Source organism: Allobosea sp. TAB14 (assembly GCF_052113865.1).
Classification (GTDB): domain Bacteria; phylum Pseudomonadota; class Alphaproteobacteria; order Rhizobiales; family Beijerinckiaceae; genus Allobosea; species Allobosea spartocytisi.
This window is the reverse complement of record NZ_JBFRDQ010000089.1, coordinates 44099-61897: the sequence shown is the minus strand read 5'-3', so window position 1 is coordinate 61897 and position 17799 is coordinate 44099. Positions and strand designations below refer to the sequence as shown.

Below are 17799 nucleotides of genomic sequence, written 5' to 3'. Positions count from 1 at the left end.
TCGCCGGGTCTCAGCGAATGCAGGGCGCAGAGATAGGCSGTCTCGCCCCGGATCGTCCAGCTCGCCAGTGCGGCGGTACGCCCGTTCGGCTCGTAGAGGCCGAGGGCGTCGATCTCGGCCACGTCATAGACGTGGAGGTCGATCATCATGCGGTGCGAGCCCCAGGCCACCATCATGATCTTGAGCAGTTCGCCCTTGTCCTCTACCTGGCGCAGAATCAAATGGTCTGTGTCCATCGTCATGTGTGTCCGGACAAGTAGTCGCGTGCTCTTAGGTTTTTGGTTGCGATCAGCGACACCAAAGTAGAAATTATTCCTGCGATAGCTCCGGATACTATGATCGTAATTTTGAATTCAGATATAATTCCGTAAAATATACCAAAAGATAATCCAGAAACTACCAGAGAGGCGTCATCTGCGTAATTTATATTTTTGTAAAAAAAGGGGCAAAATACAATGAAAATAGATACCAGCGCTACCGGTATCGAATATGTAATAAATGAGGCAACAATAGCGAACGGAAGGCCTGCAAGAATAAACGGGACGACGCTATCGGGGAATTTATGCGCAACCAGAATTCCGGTCACTGCCCCCAGGATCGTAATGAACGGGGGAGGGATCAGGAAAGAGATCACGAATATTCTCAACGATCTCAACGTCAACATCGCGCGCCACGTCGGCAGGCGCCCTGTCACTTCGCCAACTCCTTCAAGCCGAGCTTGATGAGCTGGGCGGTGCCGGCGCCGTCCCCGGCCTCCTTCGCCGCCGCGGCGATCGCGGCGATGGCCTGGGCCTGCGGGTAGCCGAGATTGGCCAGCGCCGAGACGGCATCGGCCACGGGCTGGGGCAGCTTCCTGTCCTCGAGCGCGCCGGAGAGCTGGGCGAGACTCGGATCGACATGGCCGAAGGCCGGCGCCTTGTCCTTCAGCTCGGCGCAGAGGCGCTGCGCCAGCTTGGGGCCGACGCCCGGCGCGCGGGCGATGGCCGCCTTGTCATTGGTGGCGATGGCGGTGGCGAGGCCGCCGGGGTCGAGCGTCGAGAGGATGGCGAGCGCGACCTTGGCACCGACGCCTTGCACCACCTRCATCAGCCGGAACCAGTCGCGCTCGACATCGGACATGAAGCCGTAGAGGCGGATCGCATCCTCGCGGACATGGGTCTCGATCGAGAGCACGGCCGCCTCGCCGGGCTTGGGCAGCCGCTGGAGCGTGCGCGAGGAGCATTGCACGACATAGCCGACGCCCTGCACGTCGATGATGACGTGATCCTCGCCATAGGAGTCGATCAGGCCCTTGAGCTTGCCGATCATCGTGTGGATTCCCCGGCCGTCATTCAGCCCGCCGCGCGCATCTGCGCGACCAGGGCCCTCATGCCGCGATGCTGGGCATGGCAGATCGCGACGGCCAGCGCATCCGCCGCGTCGGCGGAGCTGGTCTCGGCCTTGGGCAGCAGCACGCGGATCATCGCCTGGACTTGCTTCTTGTCGGCATGGCCGACGCCGACCACGGTCTTCTTGACGAGGTTCGCCGCATATTCTGCCACGCTCAGCCCCGCCAGCGATGGCACCACCAGCGCGATGCCGCGGGCCTGTCCGAGCTTCAGCGCCGATTGCGGGTCGCGGTTGACGAAAGTCTCCTCCACCGCCGCCTCATGCGGCTTGTGGGCGGCGATCACCTTGCCGATGCCTTCGTGAAGCTGCCGCAGCCGGTCGCCGAGCGGCAGCGCGCCATCGCTCTCGATACAGCCGCAGGCGACGAAGGAGAGCTTGCTGCCCTCCGATATGACGATCCCCCAGCCGGTCTTCCGGAGGCCGGGATCGATGCCGAGGATGCGAATCGGGGGTGCCATGGTGCCTCAAACTAGCGGGTGTTTCGGATTTGTCCCATGTGATGCGCCGGCATGGATGAATTCTCCTCATCGGACGCATCAGAAAGGACGATTTCCTTTTCCGGCCGGGCAAGGACATGGTGCAGTTCGTTTCCCTCCTCGCATTTCTCCCGTGATGTCCGGCCTGCAAAACCTGTTCTTTCCGGCTCTCGCCGGCGACGGCGTCGCCGTTCTCCTCGCCGCTACGTTGCTGGGGGGGCTGGTGCGCGGCTTCACCGGATTCGGCTTCGCGATGGTGTTCATGCCGCTCGCCTCGGTGGTGCTGGGGCCGGTCGCGGCGCTGGGGCTGATCTGGTTCATCGACCTGCCCGTGGCCCTGCCGGTCGCTGCCCGGAGCGCGAAACAGGCCGAATGGCGGGAGATCGTGCCGCTGCTCGTGACCGCGACGCTCGCCTTGCCGGCCGGCGTCTGGCTGCTCACCTGGCTCGATCGCGAAACGATGCGCTGGGTGCTGGCGCTGCTGGTGCTGGCGGCCGTCGGGCTGATGGCCTCCGGCTGGCGCTATCACGGGCGGCCGAGCGTCTCGCTCTCGCTCGGCGTCGGCGCGCTCTCCGGCTTGTGCAACGGCATGGCCTCGATCGGCGGGATGCCGCTCGCCGTGTTCTGGCTCGGCGCGCAGCGCAATGACCGCCACAAGACGCGCGCCAACCTGCAGACCTTTTTCGGGATCTCGACCTTCATCAGCGGCGCGGTGCTGTGGTGGAAGGGCATCCTCACCCTGCAGGCGCTGCTGACGGCGGTGCCGCTTTTCGCCGTCTACGCGATCGGCTTCTGGGGCGGCGTGCATGGCTTCCGCCTCGCCTCGGAGGCGAGCTTCCGGCGCGGCGCCTATCTGGTGATCTTCCTCAGCGCCCTGGTCAGCCTGCCGCTCTGGGATGCGATGATCGGGCGCTGAAGGGCGTCATGCTCGGGCTCGCCCCGAGCATCTCATCGAAAGGGAGGCTCTAGAGCCTCCTTCGGCCCGGGATTCTCGGGTCTGCGCTTCGCTTCGCCCGAGAATGACGCCGTGAAGCGAGCCGGCTCCCCTCAGGCGCTGAGCTTGGCCATGATGTCGTCGGCGATCTCGAAATTGGCGAAGACGTTCTGGACGTCGTCGTCATTGTCGAGCGCTTCCATCAATCGCATCATCGAGGCGGCCTTCTCCTCGTCGAGCGGGGCCGAAGTCGTCGGCCGCCAGACGGGCTTCGCCGAAGCCGGCGCGCCGAGCGCGGCTTCGAGGGCCTTCGAGACCTCGTTCAGGGCGTCGAAGGCGCAGAGAATGGTGTGGCCGTTCTCGTCCGAGATCACGTCGTCGGCGCCGGCCTCGATCGCCGCTTCCATCACTGTGTCGGCGTCGCCGGCCTCCGGCGGATAGCTGATCTCGCCGACGCGGTTGAACATGAAGGAGACGGAGTTGCTTTCGCCGAGCGCGCCGCCCGACTTGGTGAAGTAGGAGCGCACGGCGGAAGCCGTGCGGTTGCGGTTGTCGGTCAGCGCTTCGACGATGACGGCGGCGCCGCCCGGGCCGTAGCCCTCATAGCGGACCTCGTCATAGTTATCGCCCTCGCCGCCGGCCGCCTTGTTGATGGCGCGCTGGATGTTGTCCTTGGGCATGTTCTCGGCCCGGGCGGCGAGCACGGCCATGCGCAGGCGCGGGTTCATATTGGGATCCGGCATGCCCATCTTGGCGGCGACGGTGATTTCGCGGGCCAGTTTCGAGAACAGCTTGGAACGCACCGCGTCCTGCTTGCCCTTGCGGTGCATGATGTTCTTGAACTGTGAATGGCCGGCCATGGGCTTCCGTTGCCTTCTGCGATTGATCCGTAACGCGCCTGGTCCGGGCGGCGTTCCAGCCCAGCGATCCAGCAAAGCGGCCTTATAGGCGGCGGATYTGCCCGCAGGCAAGCGGGATGCAGCCCTGTCCGGGCCTCCCATTAGATGAATCTTTACCGTGCAAGCGCAGCATTCGGGGCAGCATCGACCCGCGCCCCGCTACCGCTCCCGCCATCCCGAGTGACATCTTGACCACCAAAACGATCGCCGGGCAGGAGCACCGTTTTCGCGCCTTCCAGATCTCGGAGCGCGATCTGGCGCTGCTGGCGGCGCTGGCGGGTTTCGCGCGCGAGCGCCTGCCCTCGCTGCTGCCGCAACTGCACGAACAGTTCGCGCCCTGGCCGGAGATCGCCAAGGCGCTGAGCCAGCCGCAGGTTCACGAGCGACGGCTGGCACACTGGATCCGGTTGGCCTCGGGCGATTTCGGCGAAGGGTTCACGGAGTCGGCCCGCAGCCTGGCGACGGCTTTCCACGAGCATGGCGTCCCGATCTATGCGGTCGTCATCTGCCACGGCATCGTGGTCAACGCCCTGATCGCCGAACTCGGGCTCGATCAGCGCAGATTGACGAGCCTGAGCGGGCGCTGGCGCCGTACGCGTCTCGATACCGGGATCGCCACGCGTGCGGCCCTGTCCAAGGCCGCCCAGTTCGACCTCGAGCTCCTCCTCGAGACCTATGCGCTGGTCGAGCAGGACCGTCGTGACGCGACGCGCCGGCAGATCGAAGCCTTCGAGGGCACGGTCCGCGACGTCGTGAGCGCCGTGGGCTCGGGCGCGGTGAAGGTCGAGAGCCTGGCCGCCACCATGGAGGCCGTCGTCGGCGAGACCAGCGCGCAGGCTTTCAAGGCCGTGCGGACCGCGGATGACGCGTCGAGCAATGTCAGCAATGTCGCGGCGCCGCGCAGGTGCCGGCGATGCAGGCGGCGACTCGCGAGGCGGTCGCGGCGCTCGAACGCATCGTCGCCTTCGTCAGCCAGGTCAGCGGGATCGCCTCGGTCGTCGCCGCCAGCATCGACGAGCAGCGGGCTGCGACGCAGGAGATCGCCCGCAGCGCGCATCAGGCCGCGGTGGGCACGGAGGCGAATGCCGATGCGATCGGCAAGCTGAGCACGCGGGCGCAGGAGGCGGGCAATGCCGTCTCCGAGGTGCTGGGTGTCGCCGGCGCGCTCTCCCGGCACGCGGCCGGCATGAGCGAGGCCTTCGAGACCTTGATCCGGCAGTCCCGCGCCGTCGCTTCCGACCGGAAAGCGGAGCCGGCTTTCCGGAATCATAGGTTGCAATGACAAGCAGATAGATCGCCGCTCATGGGTCCGCTGGGACGCGCGGCGATCTAACCGAGCGGGCCTCGGCTCAGGCGGCCCAGCCGGGCAGGGCCTCGCTCAGATGCGGGCCGATGCGGACCGCCCAAGTGGCTTTGGCCAGCCCGGTCGCGTCGTCGATCTCGACGGCGATGCCCGAGAGCGTGCCTTCGCCGGTGGCCGGCTCCAGTCGCGCGCCCGGCACCTTCTGCAGGAAGCGGCGCACCGGCTCGTCCTTCTGCATGCCGAGCACGGAATCATAGTCGCCGCACATGCCGGCATCGGATTGATAGGCGGTTCCGGCCGGCAGGATGCGCGTGTCCGAGGTCGGAGCGTGGGTATGGGTACCCACCACGAGGCTGGCGCGGCCATCGAGGAAATAGGCCATGGCCTGTTTCTCGCTCGTCGCCTCGGCATGAACATCGACGATGACGGCATCCGCGACCTCGCCGAGCGGGCAAGCGGCAAGCTCGCGCTCGACGGCGGCGAAGGGGTCGTCCAGCGGGTCCATGAAGAGCCGGCCCATGACGTTGACGACGAGCACCCGGGCGCCGTTGCGGGCTTCGACGACCGTGGCGCCACGGCCGGGCGTGCCGGGCGGATAATTGGCCGGGCGGATCAGCCTGTCCTGCCTGTTGATGAAGACGAGGGCCTCGCGCTGGTCCCAGGAATGGTTGCCCAGCGTGATCACATCGGCGCCGGCGGCGAGGATCTCGTCGCAGATCGCCTCGGTGATGCCGAAGCCGCCGGCGGAATTCTCGCCGTTGATGACGACGCAGTCGAGCTTCCAGGCTTCGCGCAGGGCAGGCAGGCGCTCCTGCACCGCAATCCGGCCCGGGCGGCCGACGATGTCACCGAGGAAGAGAAGACGCATGAAACCGGTCCGCAGGCTGTTATGCTTCCTCCGTGGCCCGAAAGCCCGGCAGAATCAACCGCAGCGGATGGTTTCGCGCTCGGTCACGATCCAGTCGAGGCGCCGGTCATGCGGCTGGTCGGGCACGGCTTCGATCTCCTGCGCCGCATAGGCGATGCCGATGCTGACGGTCGGGCCGAGCTCGGCCAGCGCGCGATCGTAATAGCCCCGGCCGTAGCCGATGCGGTAGCCGCGCCGGTCGAAAGCGGCCAGCGGCACGATCAGGATGCGCGGCGCGATCTCGGGCTGCTGCGGGGACGGAACGAGCGTGCCGAAACCGCCCGGAACGATCGGCTCATAGGGCGCCCATCGGCGGAAGATCATGCGCCCGGCGACGATCGCGGGCAGGCAGAGCGGCAGGCCGCGCCGGTGCAGCTCTTCCAGGACCGGGCGTGGATCGGCCTCCGAGCGCATCGGCCAATAGGCAGAAACCGGGCCGTCCGCATTCCAGAGCGGCAAAGCCAGCGTCCGTTCCGCGATGTCGGGGTCCCATTCGAGCCGGTCGTCGATCTCGAGCGCATCACGCCGGGCGAGCGCCGACGCGCGTAGTGCTGCCTTGACGGCGGAAGGCTGGGGAAGGGTCTCGGACGCCATGCTGGTCATAAAGGCTGCGGAGCCACCTCGGCCGTGGAGTTTTGAATCCCGGGACACCTACAGAAGTAGGTGGGCGCCGTGTGTCCGGATCCAGGGACCCGGTCAGGGACAGCTCCCTAGGGAGTCGTATGGGCCCGGGGAATGCTGTCTCGCACGCACCAGGCAGCCCCGCCCAACCAATGTAGGCAACGCGCCGGCAAAGCGCCAGAGGCGTTTTGCCGGCGCCAGCCGAATTTCGCAGGCGGCTCATGAAGTTGTTCATATTTTGGCCGTGGTGCGTGGGTGATATAAGAGATGCGCGACAGTTTCAGTTAAGGAACCGGTTTTTCAGATGCCTGGCTTTTCCCTTGCCCGCCTCCTCGCCCGTCCGGCATTGCCGGCGCTCGCGCTCGCTGCGGGGCTTTTCGGAGCGGCCCTGCCGGCTTCGGCGCAGGATGCCGCCGACCTGCTGGTGCGCACCACCCGGCTCGAAAACCAGCTCCGCCAGATGGCCGGACAGATCGAGCAGCTCCAGTTCGAGAACAAGCGCCTGAGCGATCAGCTCAGCCGTTTCCAGCAGGATGTCGATTTCCGCCTGAACGAAAAGGGCGGCGCGCGTCCCTCCTCCACGCCTCCCGCCGGCGGGACGCCGCAGCGCCAGCGCCGCGGCGATGCCTTCGACCCGACGACCCAGCAGGGCGCGGCCGGGGGGCCCCAACAGCTTGGCGGCGGCATCGCCGGCATTATCGAGGACGAGTATTCCGGAGGCCCGGCGACGGGCCAGCCGCTCGATCTGCAAGGCGTCGGGCGCCCGGTCCAGCAGGGCGGGGCGGCTCCGGGCGTCCCGCGCGGCCAGAGCGTCGCCGCCGCGAGCGGTCCGGCCACGGCCAAGGAAGCCTATGACGGCGCCTATGCGGCGTTCCAGCGCCGGGAATACGAGCAGGCCGAAATGGGCTTTCGCCAGTTCCTGCAGAGCTATCCGCGTGACCGGCTCGCCACCGACGCGACCTTCTGGCTCGGCGAGAGCTACATGCAGCGCCAGCGTTATCGCGAGGCGGCGGAGCAGTTCCTGAAGATTTCCAAGGAATCGCCGCGCGCTGGCAAGGCGCCCGACAGCCTGCTCAGGCTCGGCATGGCGCTGAACGGGCTCGGCGCCAAGGAGCAGGCCTGCGCCACCTATGCCAAGGTCGGCGTGGATTATCCGCAGGCTTCCAGTGCCGTGCGGCAGGCGGTCGAGCGCGAGCGCCGCCGTTCCGGCTGCGCTTGAGCGCGGTTCTCCCTCTCGATCCTTCGGCGACGCCGGTCTCGGCTGCCGAGGCCAGTGCCTTGTTCGAGCCTCTGGCAGATGAGCCGGGGCTGCTCGTCGCCGTCTCGGGCGGGCCCGATTCCGTTGCTGTGCTGGCGCTGCTGGCGGATTGGGCGAAGCTGCCGGGGCGTCCCTCCCTCCAGGCCGCGACGGTCGATCACGGTTTGCGGCCGGAGGCCGCCGGCGAGGCCGAGGCGGTCGCGAGGCTTTGCGGGCGGCTGGGCGTCGCACACAGAATCCTGCGCTGGGCCGGGCCGAAGCCCGCTAACGGCCTGCAGGCCGCCGCGCGGCAGGCTCGCTACGACCTCCTCGCGGAGGAAGCGTTGCGGCGCGGCAACGCGGCCATCGTCACGGCGCATACGCTCGACGACCAGGCCGAGACGCTGCTGATGCGGATCGCCCATGGTTCGGGGCCGGCGGGGCTCGTCGGCATGCGCCCGCGCAGCTTGCGAGGCGCGGTCGCGATCGTCCGGCCGCTGCTGGGCCTCGCGAAATCGCGGTTGATCGCTACCGCCGAGGCACGGGGCCTGCCCTTCGTCCGCGATCCCAGCAATGCCGATTCGCGTTTCGAGCGGGTGCGCTGGCGCGAATTGGCGCCGTCGCTCGCGGAACACGGCCTCGATGCGGCGCGGCTCGGATTGCTTGCGGAGCGCATGGCCCGGCAGGAGGATGCCCTGGCACGTCGGGCGGCGGATGTGCTGGCGCAGCGGCGGCTCCCGGTCACCGTGGGGGAGGAGCGGCGGCTCGGCTTCCGGCAGCTTGCCGAAGAGCCGGAGGAGATCGTCCTGCGCGTGCTGGCGCTTGCGCTGGCGGAAATGACGCAAGGCGTCGAGAGCTATGGGCGGCTGGAGCGGCTGGAGGCCTGCGCAGCGGCGCTGCTCGCCGCATCGCGTGCGGGGTCCGCCACAAAGCGGACGTTCTCCGGATGCATCCTGTCGCTCGACCGGAACGGCGTGCTGAGCTTGCGGCGGGAGGGGCCGCGCAGACGCGGTGTTCACCCTGCGACATCATAGTAACGTGGCGTCGTGCGTTTTGCGTGCGTTTCCCTTGGCAAGGACGCATGTCGCACCTAGATTGCCTGTTAAGTGAAACCAGGCCTTATCCGGTTGGTCCCGGCAGGCCCGATCGGACTGGTGATGAATCCGAATTTTCGCAATTTCGCCCTCTGGGTGGTGATCTTCCTGCTGGTCCTGGCGTTGGTGACGCTGTTCCAGAGTCCGAGCCAACGCTCGAACACCAACGAGATTCCCTACAGCCAACTGATCAACGAGTCCGATTCCGGGCGCATCTCGAGCGTCGTGGTCGCGGGCCAGGAAATCTCCGGCACCTTCTCGGATGGTCGCAACTTCGTGACCTATGCGCCCTATGGCGACCCGAACCTGCTGAAGACACTGGCCCAGAAGGGCGTGACGGTTTCGGCCCGCGCTCCTTCCGAGGGCACGCCCTGGTTCATGGCGCTGCTGGTGAACTCGCTGCCCTTCGTCATCTTCATCGGCCTGTGGATCTTCATGTCCCGCCAGATGCAGAACGGCGCCGGCCGGGCGATGGGCTTCGGCAAGTCGAAGGCCAAGCTCCTGACCGAGGCCCATGGCCGCGTCACCTTCGAGGACGTTGCGGGTATCGACGAGGCCAAGGAAGACCTGCAGGAGATCGTCGAGTTCCTGCGCGATCCGCAGAAATTCCAGCGGCTGGGCGGGCGCATTCCGCGCGGCGTGCTGCTCGTCGGCCCTCCCGGTACGGGTAAGACGCTCACGGCGCGTGCCGTCGCGGGCGAGGCCAATGTGCCGTTCTTCACGATCTCGGGCTCCGACTTCGTCGAGATGTTCGTCGGCGTCGGCGCGAGCCGCGTGCGCGACATGTTCGAGCAGGCCAAGAARAACGCCCCCTGCATCATCTTCATCGACGAAATCGACGCGGTCGGCCGCCATCGCGGTGCCGGCCTCGGCGGCGGCAATGACGAGCGCGAGCAGACGCTGAACCAGCTCCTTGTCGAGATGGACGGCTTCGAGCCGAACGAAGGCGTCATCATCATCGCCGCGACCAACCGTCCCGACGTGCTTGATCCCGCCCTGCTGCGTCCGGGCCGTTTCGACCGCCAGATCGTCGTGCCGAACCCCGATGTCGCCGGCCGCGAGAAAATCCTGCGCGTCCATGTCCGCAAGGTGCCGATGGCGCCGGATGTCGACCTCAAGATCCTCGCCCGCGGCACCCCCGGCTTCTCCGGCGCGGATCTGATGAACCTCGTCAACGAGGCGGCGCTGCTGGCGGCCCGTCGCGGCAAGCGCATGGTCACCCATGCCGAGTTCGAGGATGCCAAGGACAAGGTCATGATGGGCGCCGAGCGCAAATCCATGGCCATGTCCGAGGAGGAGAAGAAGCTGACCGCCTATCACGAGGCCGGCCATGCCATCGTCGGCCTCTACGTCCCGGCTGGCATCCCCGTGCACAAGGCGACGATCATCCCGCGCGGACGTGCGCTCGGCATGGTCAAGTTCCTGCCGGAGGGTGATCGCTACTCGATGAAGTTCAAGGAGTTCACCTCGCAGCTCGCGGTCGCCATGGGCGGGCGCGTGGCGGAGGAGATGACCTTCGGCCGCGAGAACGTCACCTCGGGCGCCACCGGCGACATCCAGCAGGCGACCAAGATGGCCAAGGCCATGGTCACGCAGATGGGCTATTCGGACGAGCTCGGCATGGTCGCCTATGGCGACAATCAGGAAGAGGTCTTCCTCGGCATGTCGATGGGCCGCAGCCAGGCGGTCTCCGAGGCGACCGCCCAGAAGATCGACGCCGAGGTCAAGCGCCTCGTCGACAACGGCTACCAGGACGCCAAGGCCATCCTCACCGAGCACCATGACGAGTTCGTCTCGGTGGCCGAGGCGCTGCTCGAATTCGAGACGCTGACGGGCGAGGAAATTCGCGACCTGATCGCCGGTAAGCGCCCGGTGCGCGACGCTGACGACACGCCGCACGCCCCGCGCGGTTCGGCCGTGCCGAGCGCCGGCAAGGGCCGCAAGCGCGGCGAACCCGATGCCGGGCTGGAGCCGCAACCGCAGGCGTGAGGCGGTTCRACTGAAATGAAAAAGGCGGCCTTCGGGCCGCCTTTTTCATGTGTGGTGGGAGATCGCCTCCATTCCGCTTCCGCGCCGTCATCCCGGACAAGCCGCCCATGGCGGCGCCGATCCGGGATCCATGCCAGAGCGCATTTCGGAAACATGCCGGCACGGATCCCGGGTCTCCGCTTCGCTGCCCCCGGGAGGACAGGGCCTGAATGATGAGAGCGGGGCTATGCGGGGCCGCGTCCCTGTCACGCTCCGTCATATTTTGTGAGAAGGCGGAAAGGTTTTTTGGCTATAGAAGAACGCAAATTCAGGGTGCTGGCGCCCTCTCGGAAGCGATTGGCAATGACGCGCAAATATTTCGGAACGGACGGCATTCGTGGGCGGGCGAACGGCGTCATCACGCCCGACCTCGCCCTGAGGGTCGGGCAGGCCACCGGCCTCGCCTTCCGCCGCGGCGAGCACCGCCACCGGGTGGTGATCGGCAAGGATACCCGTCTGTCGGGCTATATGATCGAATATGCCATGGTGGCCGGCTTCACCGCGGTGGGCATGGACGTCATGCTGCTCGGCCCGATGCCGACGCCGGCCGTCGCCATGCTGACGCGCTCGATGCGTGCCGATCTCGGCGTGATGATCTCGGCCTCGCACAACGCCTATGAGGATAACGGCATCAAGCTGTTCGGGCCCGACGGCTACAAGCTCAACGACGATGTCGAACGCGAGATCGAGGCGCTGATCGACGCCGATCTCGGCCCGCGCCTGGCGACTTCGCCGATGCTCGGCCGGGCCAAGCGCATCGACAGCGCCGATGCGCGCTATGTCGAATTCGCCAAGCGGACGCTGCCGCGCAATCTGAGCCTGGAAGGCCTGCGCATCGTGCTCGATTGCGCCAATGGCGCSGCCTACAAGGTGGCGCCGCAGGCGCTCTGGGAGTTGGGTGCGGAGGTCATCACCATCGGTGTCGAACCCGACGGCTTCAATATCAACCGGGAGATCGGCTCGACCCATCCGTCCACCCTGGTCAGCAAGGTCAAGGAGATGCGCGCCGATGTCGGCATCGCGCTCGACGGCGACGCCGACCGCGTGCTGGTGGTGGACGAGCATGGCCAGGTCGTCGACGGCGACCAGCTCATGGCGGTGATCGCGCGCTCCTGGCTGGAGGATGGCCGGCTCTCGGCGCCGGGCATCGTCGCGACGGTGATGTCCAATCTCGGCCTGGAGCGCTATCTGGCGGGCTTAGGCCTGTCGCTGGCGCGCACCGCGGTCGGCGACCGCTATGTGCTGGAGCATATGCGCAATCACGGTTTCAACCTCGGCGGCGAGCAGTCCGGCCATATCATCCTCTCGGATTTCGGCACGACCGGGGACGGGCTGGTCGCAGCGCTGCAACTGCTCGCGGTGGTGAAGCGGATGGACAAGCCGGTCTCGGAGGTCTGCCACTGCTTCGAGCCGCTGCCGCAGATCCTCAAGAACGTGCGCTACAAGACCGGCAAGCCGCTGGAGCAGCAGGCGGTGATGAGCGCCATCGAGGCGGCGAAGCAGTTGCTTGGCGAAAGCGGGCGCCTGGTGATCCGGCCCTCCGGCACCGAGCCGGTGATCCGTGTCATGGCCGAGGGCGACGACCGCGATCTGGTCGAGCGCGCGGTCGACGATGTCGTCGATGCGGTGACGAAGGCCGCGGCCTGAGAAGAGCGCGCGTCATGCTCGGGCTTGATCCGAGCATCTCCTGCCGAAGGAGGCTCCGACGGCTATTCCGGCACGAGATTCTCGGGTCTGCGCTTCGCCCGAGAATGACGGCGGAGGCAATGTCGGCCTCACACCACCGCGGTCAGCCCGCCATCGACCATCAGCAGATGGCCGTTGACGTAGTCGGAAGCCGCCGAGGACAGGAAGATCGCGGCGCCGACCAGCTCCTTCGTCTCGCCCCAGCGCCCGGCCGGCGTGCGGCTGCAGACCCAGCTGGTGAAGGCTTCGTCTGCGAGCAGCGCCTGGTTGATCTCGGTTRTGAAATAGCCGGGGCCGATGGCGTTGGCCTGGATGTTGTGCTTGCCGAGCTCGGCGGCGAGCCCCCGCGTCATCATCTTCACCGCGCCCTTGGAGGCTGTGTACGGGATGATGGTAGCCCGGCCGAGCTCGCTCATCACCGAACCGATGCTGATGATCTTGCCGCGTTTACGGGGCAGCATCCGCTTCGCCACGGCTTGCGTGACGTAGAACACCGAATGCAGATTGGTGTTCATCACCTCATGCCAGCCCTCGACCGGGAATTCGGTGATCGGCGCCCGCTTCTGCATGCCGGCATTGTTGATGAGGATATCGATCGGGCCGATCTCGGCCTCGATCATGGCGATTCCGGCCTCGACGGCCTTCTGGTCGGTGACATCGAAGGGCGCGATGGAAGCCTTGCGGCCGGCCGCGGTCAGCGTTTGCTGCGCCCGCTCGAGCTTCGTCTTGTCGCGTCCGTTCAGCACGACATGGGCGCCGGCTTCCGAGAGGCCCTCCGCCAGGGCGAGCCCGATGCCCTGGCCAGAGCCGGTGACCAGCGCGATCTTGCCTTCCAGGCTGAACAGCGACAGCGACATGGCGTATCCTCGCAAATTGCCGGAGCCCGGCGTCGGTTTCGTTTGCGCCGGTGGCGCGTCGTTGGGTAAGCAGTTTTCAAACGATTAGACAACGGCGCGGCTAAGCTTGKCTCGCGCCATTTGAGGAGAAGCCGCCATGCGTGCCGTCGTCATCCATGCCGAGAAGGATCTGCGCGTCGAGCAGACGACCGCGCCGGAGCTGGGGCCGCGCGACGTGYGCGTGCGGATGGAAGCCGGCGGCATCTGCGGCTCGGACCTGCATTACTATCTGCATGGCGGCTTCGGCACGATCCGGGTGCGCGAGCCTCTGATCCTTGGCCACGAGATCGCCGGCCGGGTCGAGGCCGTCGGCGGCGAGGTCTCGCGGGTGAAGCCGGGCGACCGGGTCGCGGTCAATCCGAGCCGCGCCTGCGGCCATTGCCGCTATTGCCAGATGGGGTTGCAGCAGCACTGCACCGACATGCTGTTCTATGGCTCGGCGATGCGCTTCCCGCATGTGCAGGGCGGCTTTCGCGACGTGCTCGTGGTCGAGGAGCGGCAGGCGGTGAAGGTGGCGCCGGGCGTCACCGCGGCGCAGGCCGCTTTCGCCGAGCCGCTTTCGGTCTGCCTCCACGCCGCCAAGCGCGCCGGGCCGCTGCTCGGCAAGCGCGTGCTGGTAACGGGGGCGGGGCCGATCGGCGCGCTCACCATCGTCGCGGCAAAAGCGGCGGGCGCGGCTGAGATCGTCGCCACCGACGTGGTCGATGGCCCGCTGCCGGTGGCGCGCAAGATGGGCGCGACGGCGGCAATCAACGTCATGGCGGAACCGGACCGGCTGAAGGAGGAATACGGGGCGGAGAAGGGCGCTTTCGACGTGATGTTCGAGGCGTCGGGCAACCAGCATGCGCTGACCGGCGCCTTCGACGTGGTGCGCTCGGGCGGCATCATCGTGCAGATCGGCGTCGGCGGTCAGTTCACCCTGCCGATGAACGTCGTCGTCGCCAAGGAGTTCGACCTGCGCGGCTCCTTCCGCTTCCATGAGGAGTTCGACTGGGCGGTGGCGATGATCGGTTCGGGCAATATCGATCTCTCGCCGCTGCTGACCGCGACGATCCCTGTCGACCGCGCCGTCGAGGCCTTCGACCTCGCCGCCGACAAGGCGAAGGCGATCAAGGTGCAGCTCGACTTCGCTTGAGTTGCAGCTGGCTCGTCATTCTCGGGCCGCCTCAGCGGACCCGAGAATCTCCGGACGAGATAATGCCGGAGCCTTCTTCGGCGAGAGATGCTCGGGCCAAGCCCGAGCATGACGGCTGGAAGCGCTCCTAGAACAACCCCTCGATATGCCCCTGCGCGTCGATGTGGATGCGTTCGGCGGCGGGTTCGCGCGGCAGGCCGGGCATGGTCATGATGTCCCCGCAGATCGCGACGACGAAGCCGGCGCCGGCCGAGAGCCTGAGTTCCCGCAAGGGGACGATGTGGCCGGAGGGCGCGCCGCGGAGCGTCGGGTCGGCCGAGAAGGAATACTGGGTCTTGGCGACGCAGATCGGCAGCTCGCCGAAGCCGGCGGCCTCGAGATCGGCGAAGCGCGCCGCGAGCTTGGCGTCGAGGCTGATGCCGGCCGCGCCGTAGATCTCGCGCGCCACCGTCTCCAGCTTTTCGCGCAGCGGCATGGCGTCCGGGTAGAGCGGGGCGAAATCGGCCTCGCCTTCATCCGCGAGCGCGGCGACCTTGTGGGCGAGTTCCTCCGCGCCGGCGCCGCCTTGCGCCCAGTGGCGGCAGATCACCGCCTCGACGCCGAGATGGTTGCGGCAGTAATTGCGGATGAGTTCGTGCTCGGCGGCGGTATCGGTCGCGAAGTGGTTGATCGCGACGATCGGCGGCACGCCGAACTTGCGGATGTTGCCGACATGGCGGGTGAGATTGGCGAGCCCGGCTTCGAGCGCCTTCAGGTTCTCCTGCCCGAGCGCGTCCTTCGCCACGCCGCCATGCATCTTGAGGGCGCGGACGGTGGCGACGACGACGGCGACGGCCGGTTTCAGCCCGGCCTCGCGGCATTTGATGTCGAAGAATTTTTCCGCGCCGAGATCGGCGCCGAAGCCGGCCTCGGTGACGACGTAATCGCCCAGCTTCAACGCCGCGCGGGTCGCGATCACTGAATTGCAGCCATGGGCGATGTTGGCGAAGGGGCCGCCATGGACGAAGGCCGGGGTGCCCTCCAGCGTCTGTACCAGGTTCGGCATCAGCGCATCCTTGAGCAGCACGCTCATTGCGCCGGTCGCCTTGAGATCGGCGGCGGTGATCAGGCGCTTGTCGCGGGTGCGGCCGACGACGATGCGGCCGAGGCGCTCCTCCAGATCGGCGGAATCACGGGCCAGGCAGAAGATCGCCATCACCTCCGAGGCGACGGTGATGTCGAAGCCGTCCTCGCGCGGGAAGCCGTTGCCATTGCCGCCGAGCGAGGAGACGATCGAACGCAAGGCGCGGTCGTTCATGTCGAGCACGGCGTCGGGCTGATCGCGGTGACGAGGATCAGCTTGCCGTCCGGCTTGTCATGGAAGCCGGGAATCGCACCGGTGTCGATCTTGGCGATGAACTTGCCGTAGGGGTGGAGCGCTTCCGAGGGGATGCCGGCTTGCTCGGCAATGGCGCCAACAGGTTGAAGCGTCGCGGCGCGCGCGATCTCGATATCGGTGGGCATCCGTCCTCTCGGAGACTGTGCTGGCCCGCGCGCCTCACGGGGGCGGGGCGTCGAGACACTGGCCGGAAATGCTGGGCGCTGCCAGCGTTTTCAAAGGGTGATGCACAGCGGAGGCGCTGTGTCCTGCGTCATGCTCGGGCGGCGCCGTGCGCCGACCCGAGAATCTCCGGATTGGCTAGCTGGCTTTAGAAAGGGCCGGGTCAAGCCCGACCATGACGAACAAGCTCACCCCGCCAGACGCGCGTTCTGAGGAAAGAGGAATTTGCGGGCTTCCGCATCGACCTCGGTCTTGAAGGCGAACTGGTCCTTCAGCGCCATGGCGCGCTGGGCGGCCGGCCGTGCCGAGATCTCGTCGGTGTGGCGTTTCACGTTCGGGAACATCGTCGCCCAATCCTCCCCGACGGCGAAGGAAAGCCGCGTCGCCCAGCCCCAGACCGAGATGTCGATCAGCGTGTAGTCCTCGCCGAGCATATAGCGCCGGGTCTTCAGCCGCTCGTCGATGATGCCCCAGTGACGCTCGGCCTCGCGGGCGTAGCGGTTGATCGCATAGGGGATCTTCTCGGGGGCGAAGCGGCTGAAATGCACGGCCTGACCGCAATAGGGCCCGATGCCGGTGGCGACGAACATCAGCCAGGACAGCATCTCGCCACGCGCCTTCGGCGTATCCTGCGGCAGGAACTTTCCGGTCTTCTCGGCGAGATAGAGCAGGATCGCGTTGGAATCGAAGACGGTGACGTCGCCATCGGTCAGCGCCGGCGTCTTGGCGTTGGGGTTGATGGCGAGGAAGTCCGGCTTGAACTGGTCGCCCTTGCGGGTGTCGACCGGGACCATTTCGTAGGGCAGGCCGGCTTCCTCGAGGAAGAGCGCGATCTTCGCCGGGTTCGGCGAGGGGTGGTAGTAAAGCTTGATCATGGCAGGCTCCCGCTTGGTCCGGGCAGGTTACGGATCGCGGCATAGGAGACGAGATCGGTCAGCGCGGCAATCGTCACATCCGCATGGAAGCCAAGCTGTTCCGGCTGCAGGCGCAGCGCCTTGAACATCAGCTTCGGGTCGATCGTGCCGGTTGCCTCGATCTCGACCCGCAAGGCCGCGGCCGGCACGCGCTCGATGCGTGCGACCGTGAAGCCATGGGCCTTGGCGCCGGCGATGTCGAAGCCGTTGGAGGAGACGAAGAGGATCTCGTCGCGCGAGAGGCCGAGACGCTTCTCGACATGGGCATAGCCGCGCGGATCGGGCTTGTAGACGCCGATCTCGTCGACGCTGATGACGGTCTCCAGGAACTCGCCGATGCCGGCATGGGCGACGAGCCGCTTCAGCATGGCTGGGCTGCCGTTCGAGAAGATGGCGAGCCGGTAGGAGGCGAGCCCTTGCAGCGCGGCACGCGCCTCGGGATAGAGCGCAAGCCCGTCATAGGCGCCGGCGATCTCCGCCAGGAATGCGGGCGTCGCGGTGAGGCCCAGCGTTTTCAAGGTGAAGTCGAGGGATTCGGTCGTGACCGTCCAGAAATCCTCGTAGCGACCCATCAGCGCGCGCAGCCAGGTGTATTCGAGCTGCTTCARYCGCCAGATCTGGGTGATGGTCGCGCCGTGGCCGGGGAAAGCGGCCTCGGTGACGGCGGCGACGGACTGGACGTCGAACAGCGTTCCGTAAGCGTCGAAAACCAGGGCCTTGATCGACATGGACATCCTCCG

The 17799-nt window shown here is 66.8% G+C and carries 18 protein-coding genes, 1 other RNA gene and 1 pseudogene; 8 read left to right on the top strand and 12 right to left on the bottom strand.

Annotation, left to right across the window (positions count from 1 at the left end):
- The 4 genes from AB4Y99_RS15165 to ruvC all read right to left on the bottom strand — a co-directional run.
- On the bottom strand, positions 1-242 hold a 242-nt coding region (locus AB4Y99_RS15165), incomplete at its 3' end, for a hypothetical protein (RefSeq protein WP_441523880.1).
- Entirely contained in the window at positions 239-634 is a 396-nt protein-coding gene (locus AB4Y99_RS15160; RefSeq protein ID WP_441523879.1) for a hypothetical protein, read from the bottom strand. The genes AB4Y99_RS15165 and AB4Y99_RS15160, both read right to left, overlap by 4 nt.
- Positions 635-690: 56 nt before the next feature.
- Positions 691-1308 (bottom strand): Holliday junction branch migration protein RuvA, encoded by a 618-nt coding sequence (ruvA, locus tag AB4Y99_RS15155; RefSeq protein WP_441523878.1) that lies wholly within the window; start codon positions 1306-1308, stop codon positions 691-693.
- Between the two features lie 23 nt (positions 1309-1331).
- Positions 1332-1847 (bottom strand): crossover junction endodeoxyribonuclease RuvC, encoded by a 516-nt coding sequence (ruvC, locus tag AB4Y99_RS15150; RefSeq protein ID WP_112764481.1) that lies wholly within the window; start codon positions 1845-1847, stop codon positions 1332-1334.
- A gap of 154 nt (positions 1848-2001) precedes the next feature.
- Between ruvC and AB4Y99_RS15145 the strand changes: the two genes are divergently transcribed.
- On the top strand, positions 2002-2781 hold the full coding sequence (locus tag AB4Y99_RS15145; protein WP_441523877.1) for a TSUP family transporter: 780 nt from the start codon (positions 2002-2004) through the stop codon (positions 2779-2781).
- Positions 2782-2912: 131 nt separating this feature from the next.
- Here AB4Y99_RS15145 and AB4Y99_RS15140 read toward each other — a convergent pair whose 3' ends face one another.
- On the bottom strand, positions 2913-3659 hold the full coding sequence (locus tag AB4Y99_RS15140) for a YebC/PmpR family DNA-binding transcriptional regulator (RefSeq protein WP_038359618.1): 747 nt from the start codon (positions 3657-3659) through the stop codon (positions 2913-2915).
- A gap of 227 nt (positions 3660-3886) precedes the next feature.
- On the opposite strand from AB4Y99_RS15140, the gene AB4Y99_RS15135 reads away from it, so the two are divergent.
- Positions 3887-4804, top strand: a complete 918-nt coding sequence (locus AB4Y99_RS15135; protein WP_441523876.1) for a protoglobin domain-containing protein — start codon at positions 3887-3889, stop codon at positions 4802-4804.
- Positions 4765-4980 (top strand): hypothetical protein, encoded by a 216-nt coding sequence (locus tag AB4Y99_RS15130; RefSeq protein ID WP_441523875.1) that lies wholly within the window; start codon positions 4765-4767, stop codon positions 4978-4980. The genes AB4Y99_RS15135 and AB4Y99_RS15130 overlap by 40 nt, the downstream gene beginning before the upstream one ends.
- A 67-nt stretch (positions 4981-5047) precedes the next feature.
- On the opposite strand, the gene AB4Y99_RS15125 is transcribed toward AB4Y99_RS15130, so the two are convergent.
- The 3 genes from AB4Y99_RS15125 to ssrS form a co-directional block, all read right to left on the bottom strand.
- Complete coding sequence (locus AB4Y99_RS15125; protein WP_038359615.1) at positions 5048-5869, bottom strand: TIGR00282 family metallophosphoesterase; 822 nt, start codon at positions 5867-5869, stop codon at positions 5048-5050.
- Positions 5870-5923: 54 nt separating this feature from the next.
- On the bottom strand, positions 5924-6502 hold the full coding sequence (locus tag AB4Y99_RS15120; RefSeq protein ID WP_112764498.1) for a 5-formyltetrahydrofolate cyclo-ligase: 579 nt from the start codon (positions 6500-6502) through the stop codon (positions 5924-5926).
- 15 nt (positions 6503-6517) lie between these two features.
- A non-coding RNA gene (ssrS, locus tag AB4Y99_RS15115) (6S RNA) lies at positions 6518-6674 on the bottom strand.
- Positions 6675-6833: 159 nt separating this feature from the next.
- Between ssrS and ybgF the strand changes: the two genes are divergently transcribed.
- The 4 genes from ybgF to glmM all read left to right on the top strand — a co-directional run bounded on the left by ybgF (position 6834) and on the right by glmM (position 12535).
- Positions 6834-7748: a tol-pal system protein YbgF gene (ybgF, locus tag AB4Y99_RS15110; protein WP_441523874.1), complete on the top strand. Its 915-nt coding sequence runs from the start codon at positions 6834-6836 to the stop codon at positions 7746-7748.
- Positions 7745-8800: a tRNA lysidine(34) synthetase TilS gene (gene tilS / locus AB4Y99_RS15105; protein ID WP_441523873.1), complete on the top strand. Its 1056-nt coding sequence runs from the start codon at positions 7745-7747 to the stop codon at positions 8798-8800. The genes ybgF and tilS overlap by 4 nt, the downstream gene beginning before the upstream one ends.
- Positions 8801-8923: 123 nt before the next feature.
- Positions 8924-10849 (top strand): ATP-dependent zinc metalloprotease FtsH, encoded by a 1926-nt coding sequence (gene ftsH / locus AB4Y99_RS15100; RefSeq protein ID WP_038360327.1) that lies wholly within the window; start codon positions 8924-8926, stop codon positions 10847-10849.
- Between the two features lie 342 nt (positions 10850-11191).
- Complete coding sequence (gene glmM / locus AB4Y99_RS15095) at positions 11192-12535, top strand: phosphoglucosamine mutase (RefSeq protein WP_038359611.1); 1344 nt, start codon at positions 11192-11194, stop codon at positions 12533-12535.
- A 128-nt stretch (positions 12536-12663) separates the two neighbouring features.
- Here glmM and AB4Y99_RS15090 read toward each other — a convergent pair whose 3' ends face one another.
- On the bottom strand, positions 12664-13431 hold the full coding sequence (locus AB4Y99_RS15090) for an SDR family NAD(P)-dependent oxidoreductase (RefSeq protein WP_441523872.1): 768 nt from the start codon (positions 13429-13431) through the stop codon (positions 12664-12666).
- A gap of 136 nt (positions 13432-13567) precedes the next feature.
- Between AB4Y99_RS15090 and AB4Y99_RS15085 the strand changes: the two genes are divergently transcribed.
- On the top strand, positions 13568-14605 hold the full coding sequence (locus AB4Y99_RS15085; RefSeq protein ID WP_441523871.1) for an L-idonate 5-dehydrogenase: 1038 nt from the start codon (positions 13568-13570) through the stop codon (positions 14603-14605).
- 127 nt (positions 14606-14732) lie between these two features.
- On the opposite strand, the pseudogene AB4Y99_RS15080 reads toward AB4Y99_RS15085, so the two are convergent.
- From AB4Y99_RS15080 to AB4Y99_RS15070, 3 genes and pseudogenes are all read right to left on the bottom strand, one after another.
- Positions 14733-16108: pseudogene (locus AB4Y99_RS15080) on the bottom strand (formate--tetrahydrofolate ligase).
- Between the two features lie 225 nt (positions 16109-16333).
- Positions 16334-17020: a glutathione S-transferase family protein gene (locus AB4Y99_RS15075; protein ID WP_441523870.1), complete on the bottom strand. Its 687-nt coding sequence runs from the start codon at positions 17018-17020 to the stop codon at positions 16334-16336.
- Positions 17017-17787, bottom strand: a complete 771-nt coding sequence (locus AB4Y99_RS15070) for a haloacid dehalogenase type II (RefSeq protein WP_441523869.1) — start codon at positions 17785-17787, stop codon at positions 17017-17019. Before AB4Y99_RS15070 ends, AB4Y99_RS15075 begins: the two co-directional genes overlap by 4 nt.
- Between the last annotated feature and the right edge of the window lie 12 nt (positions 17788-17799).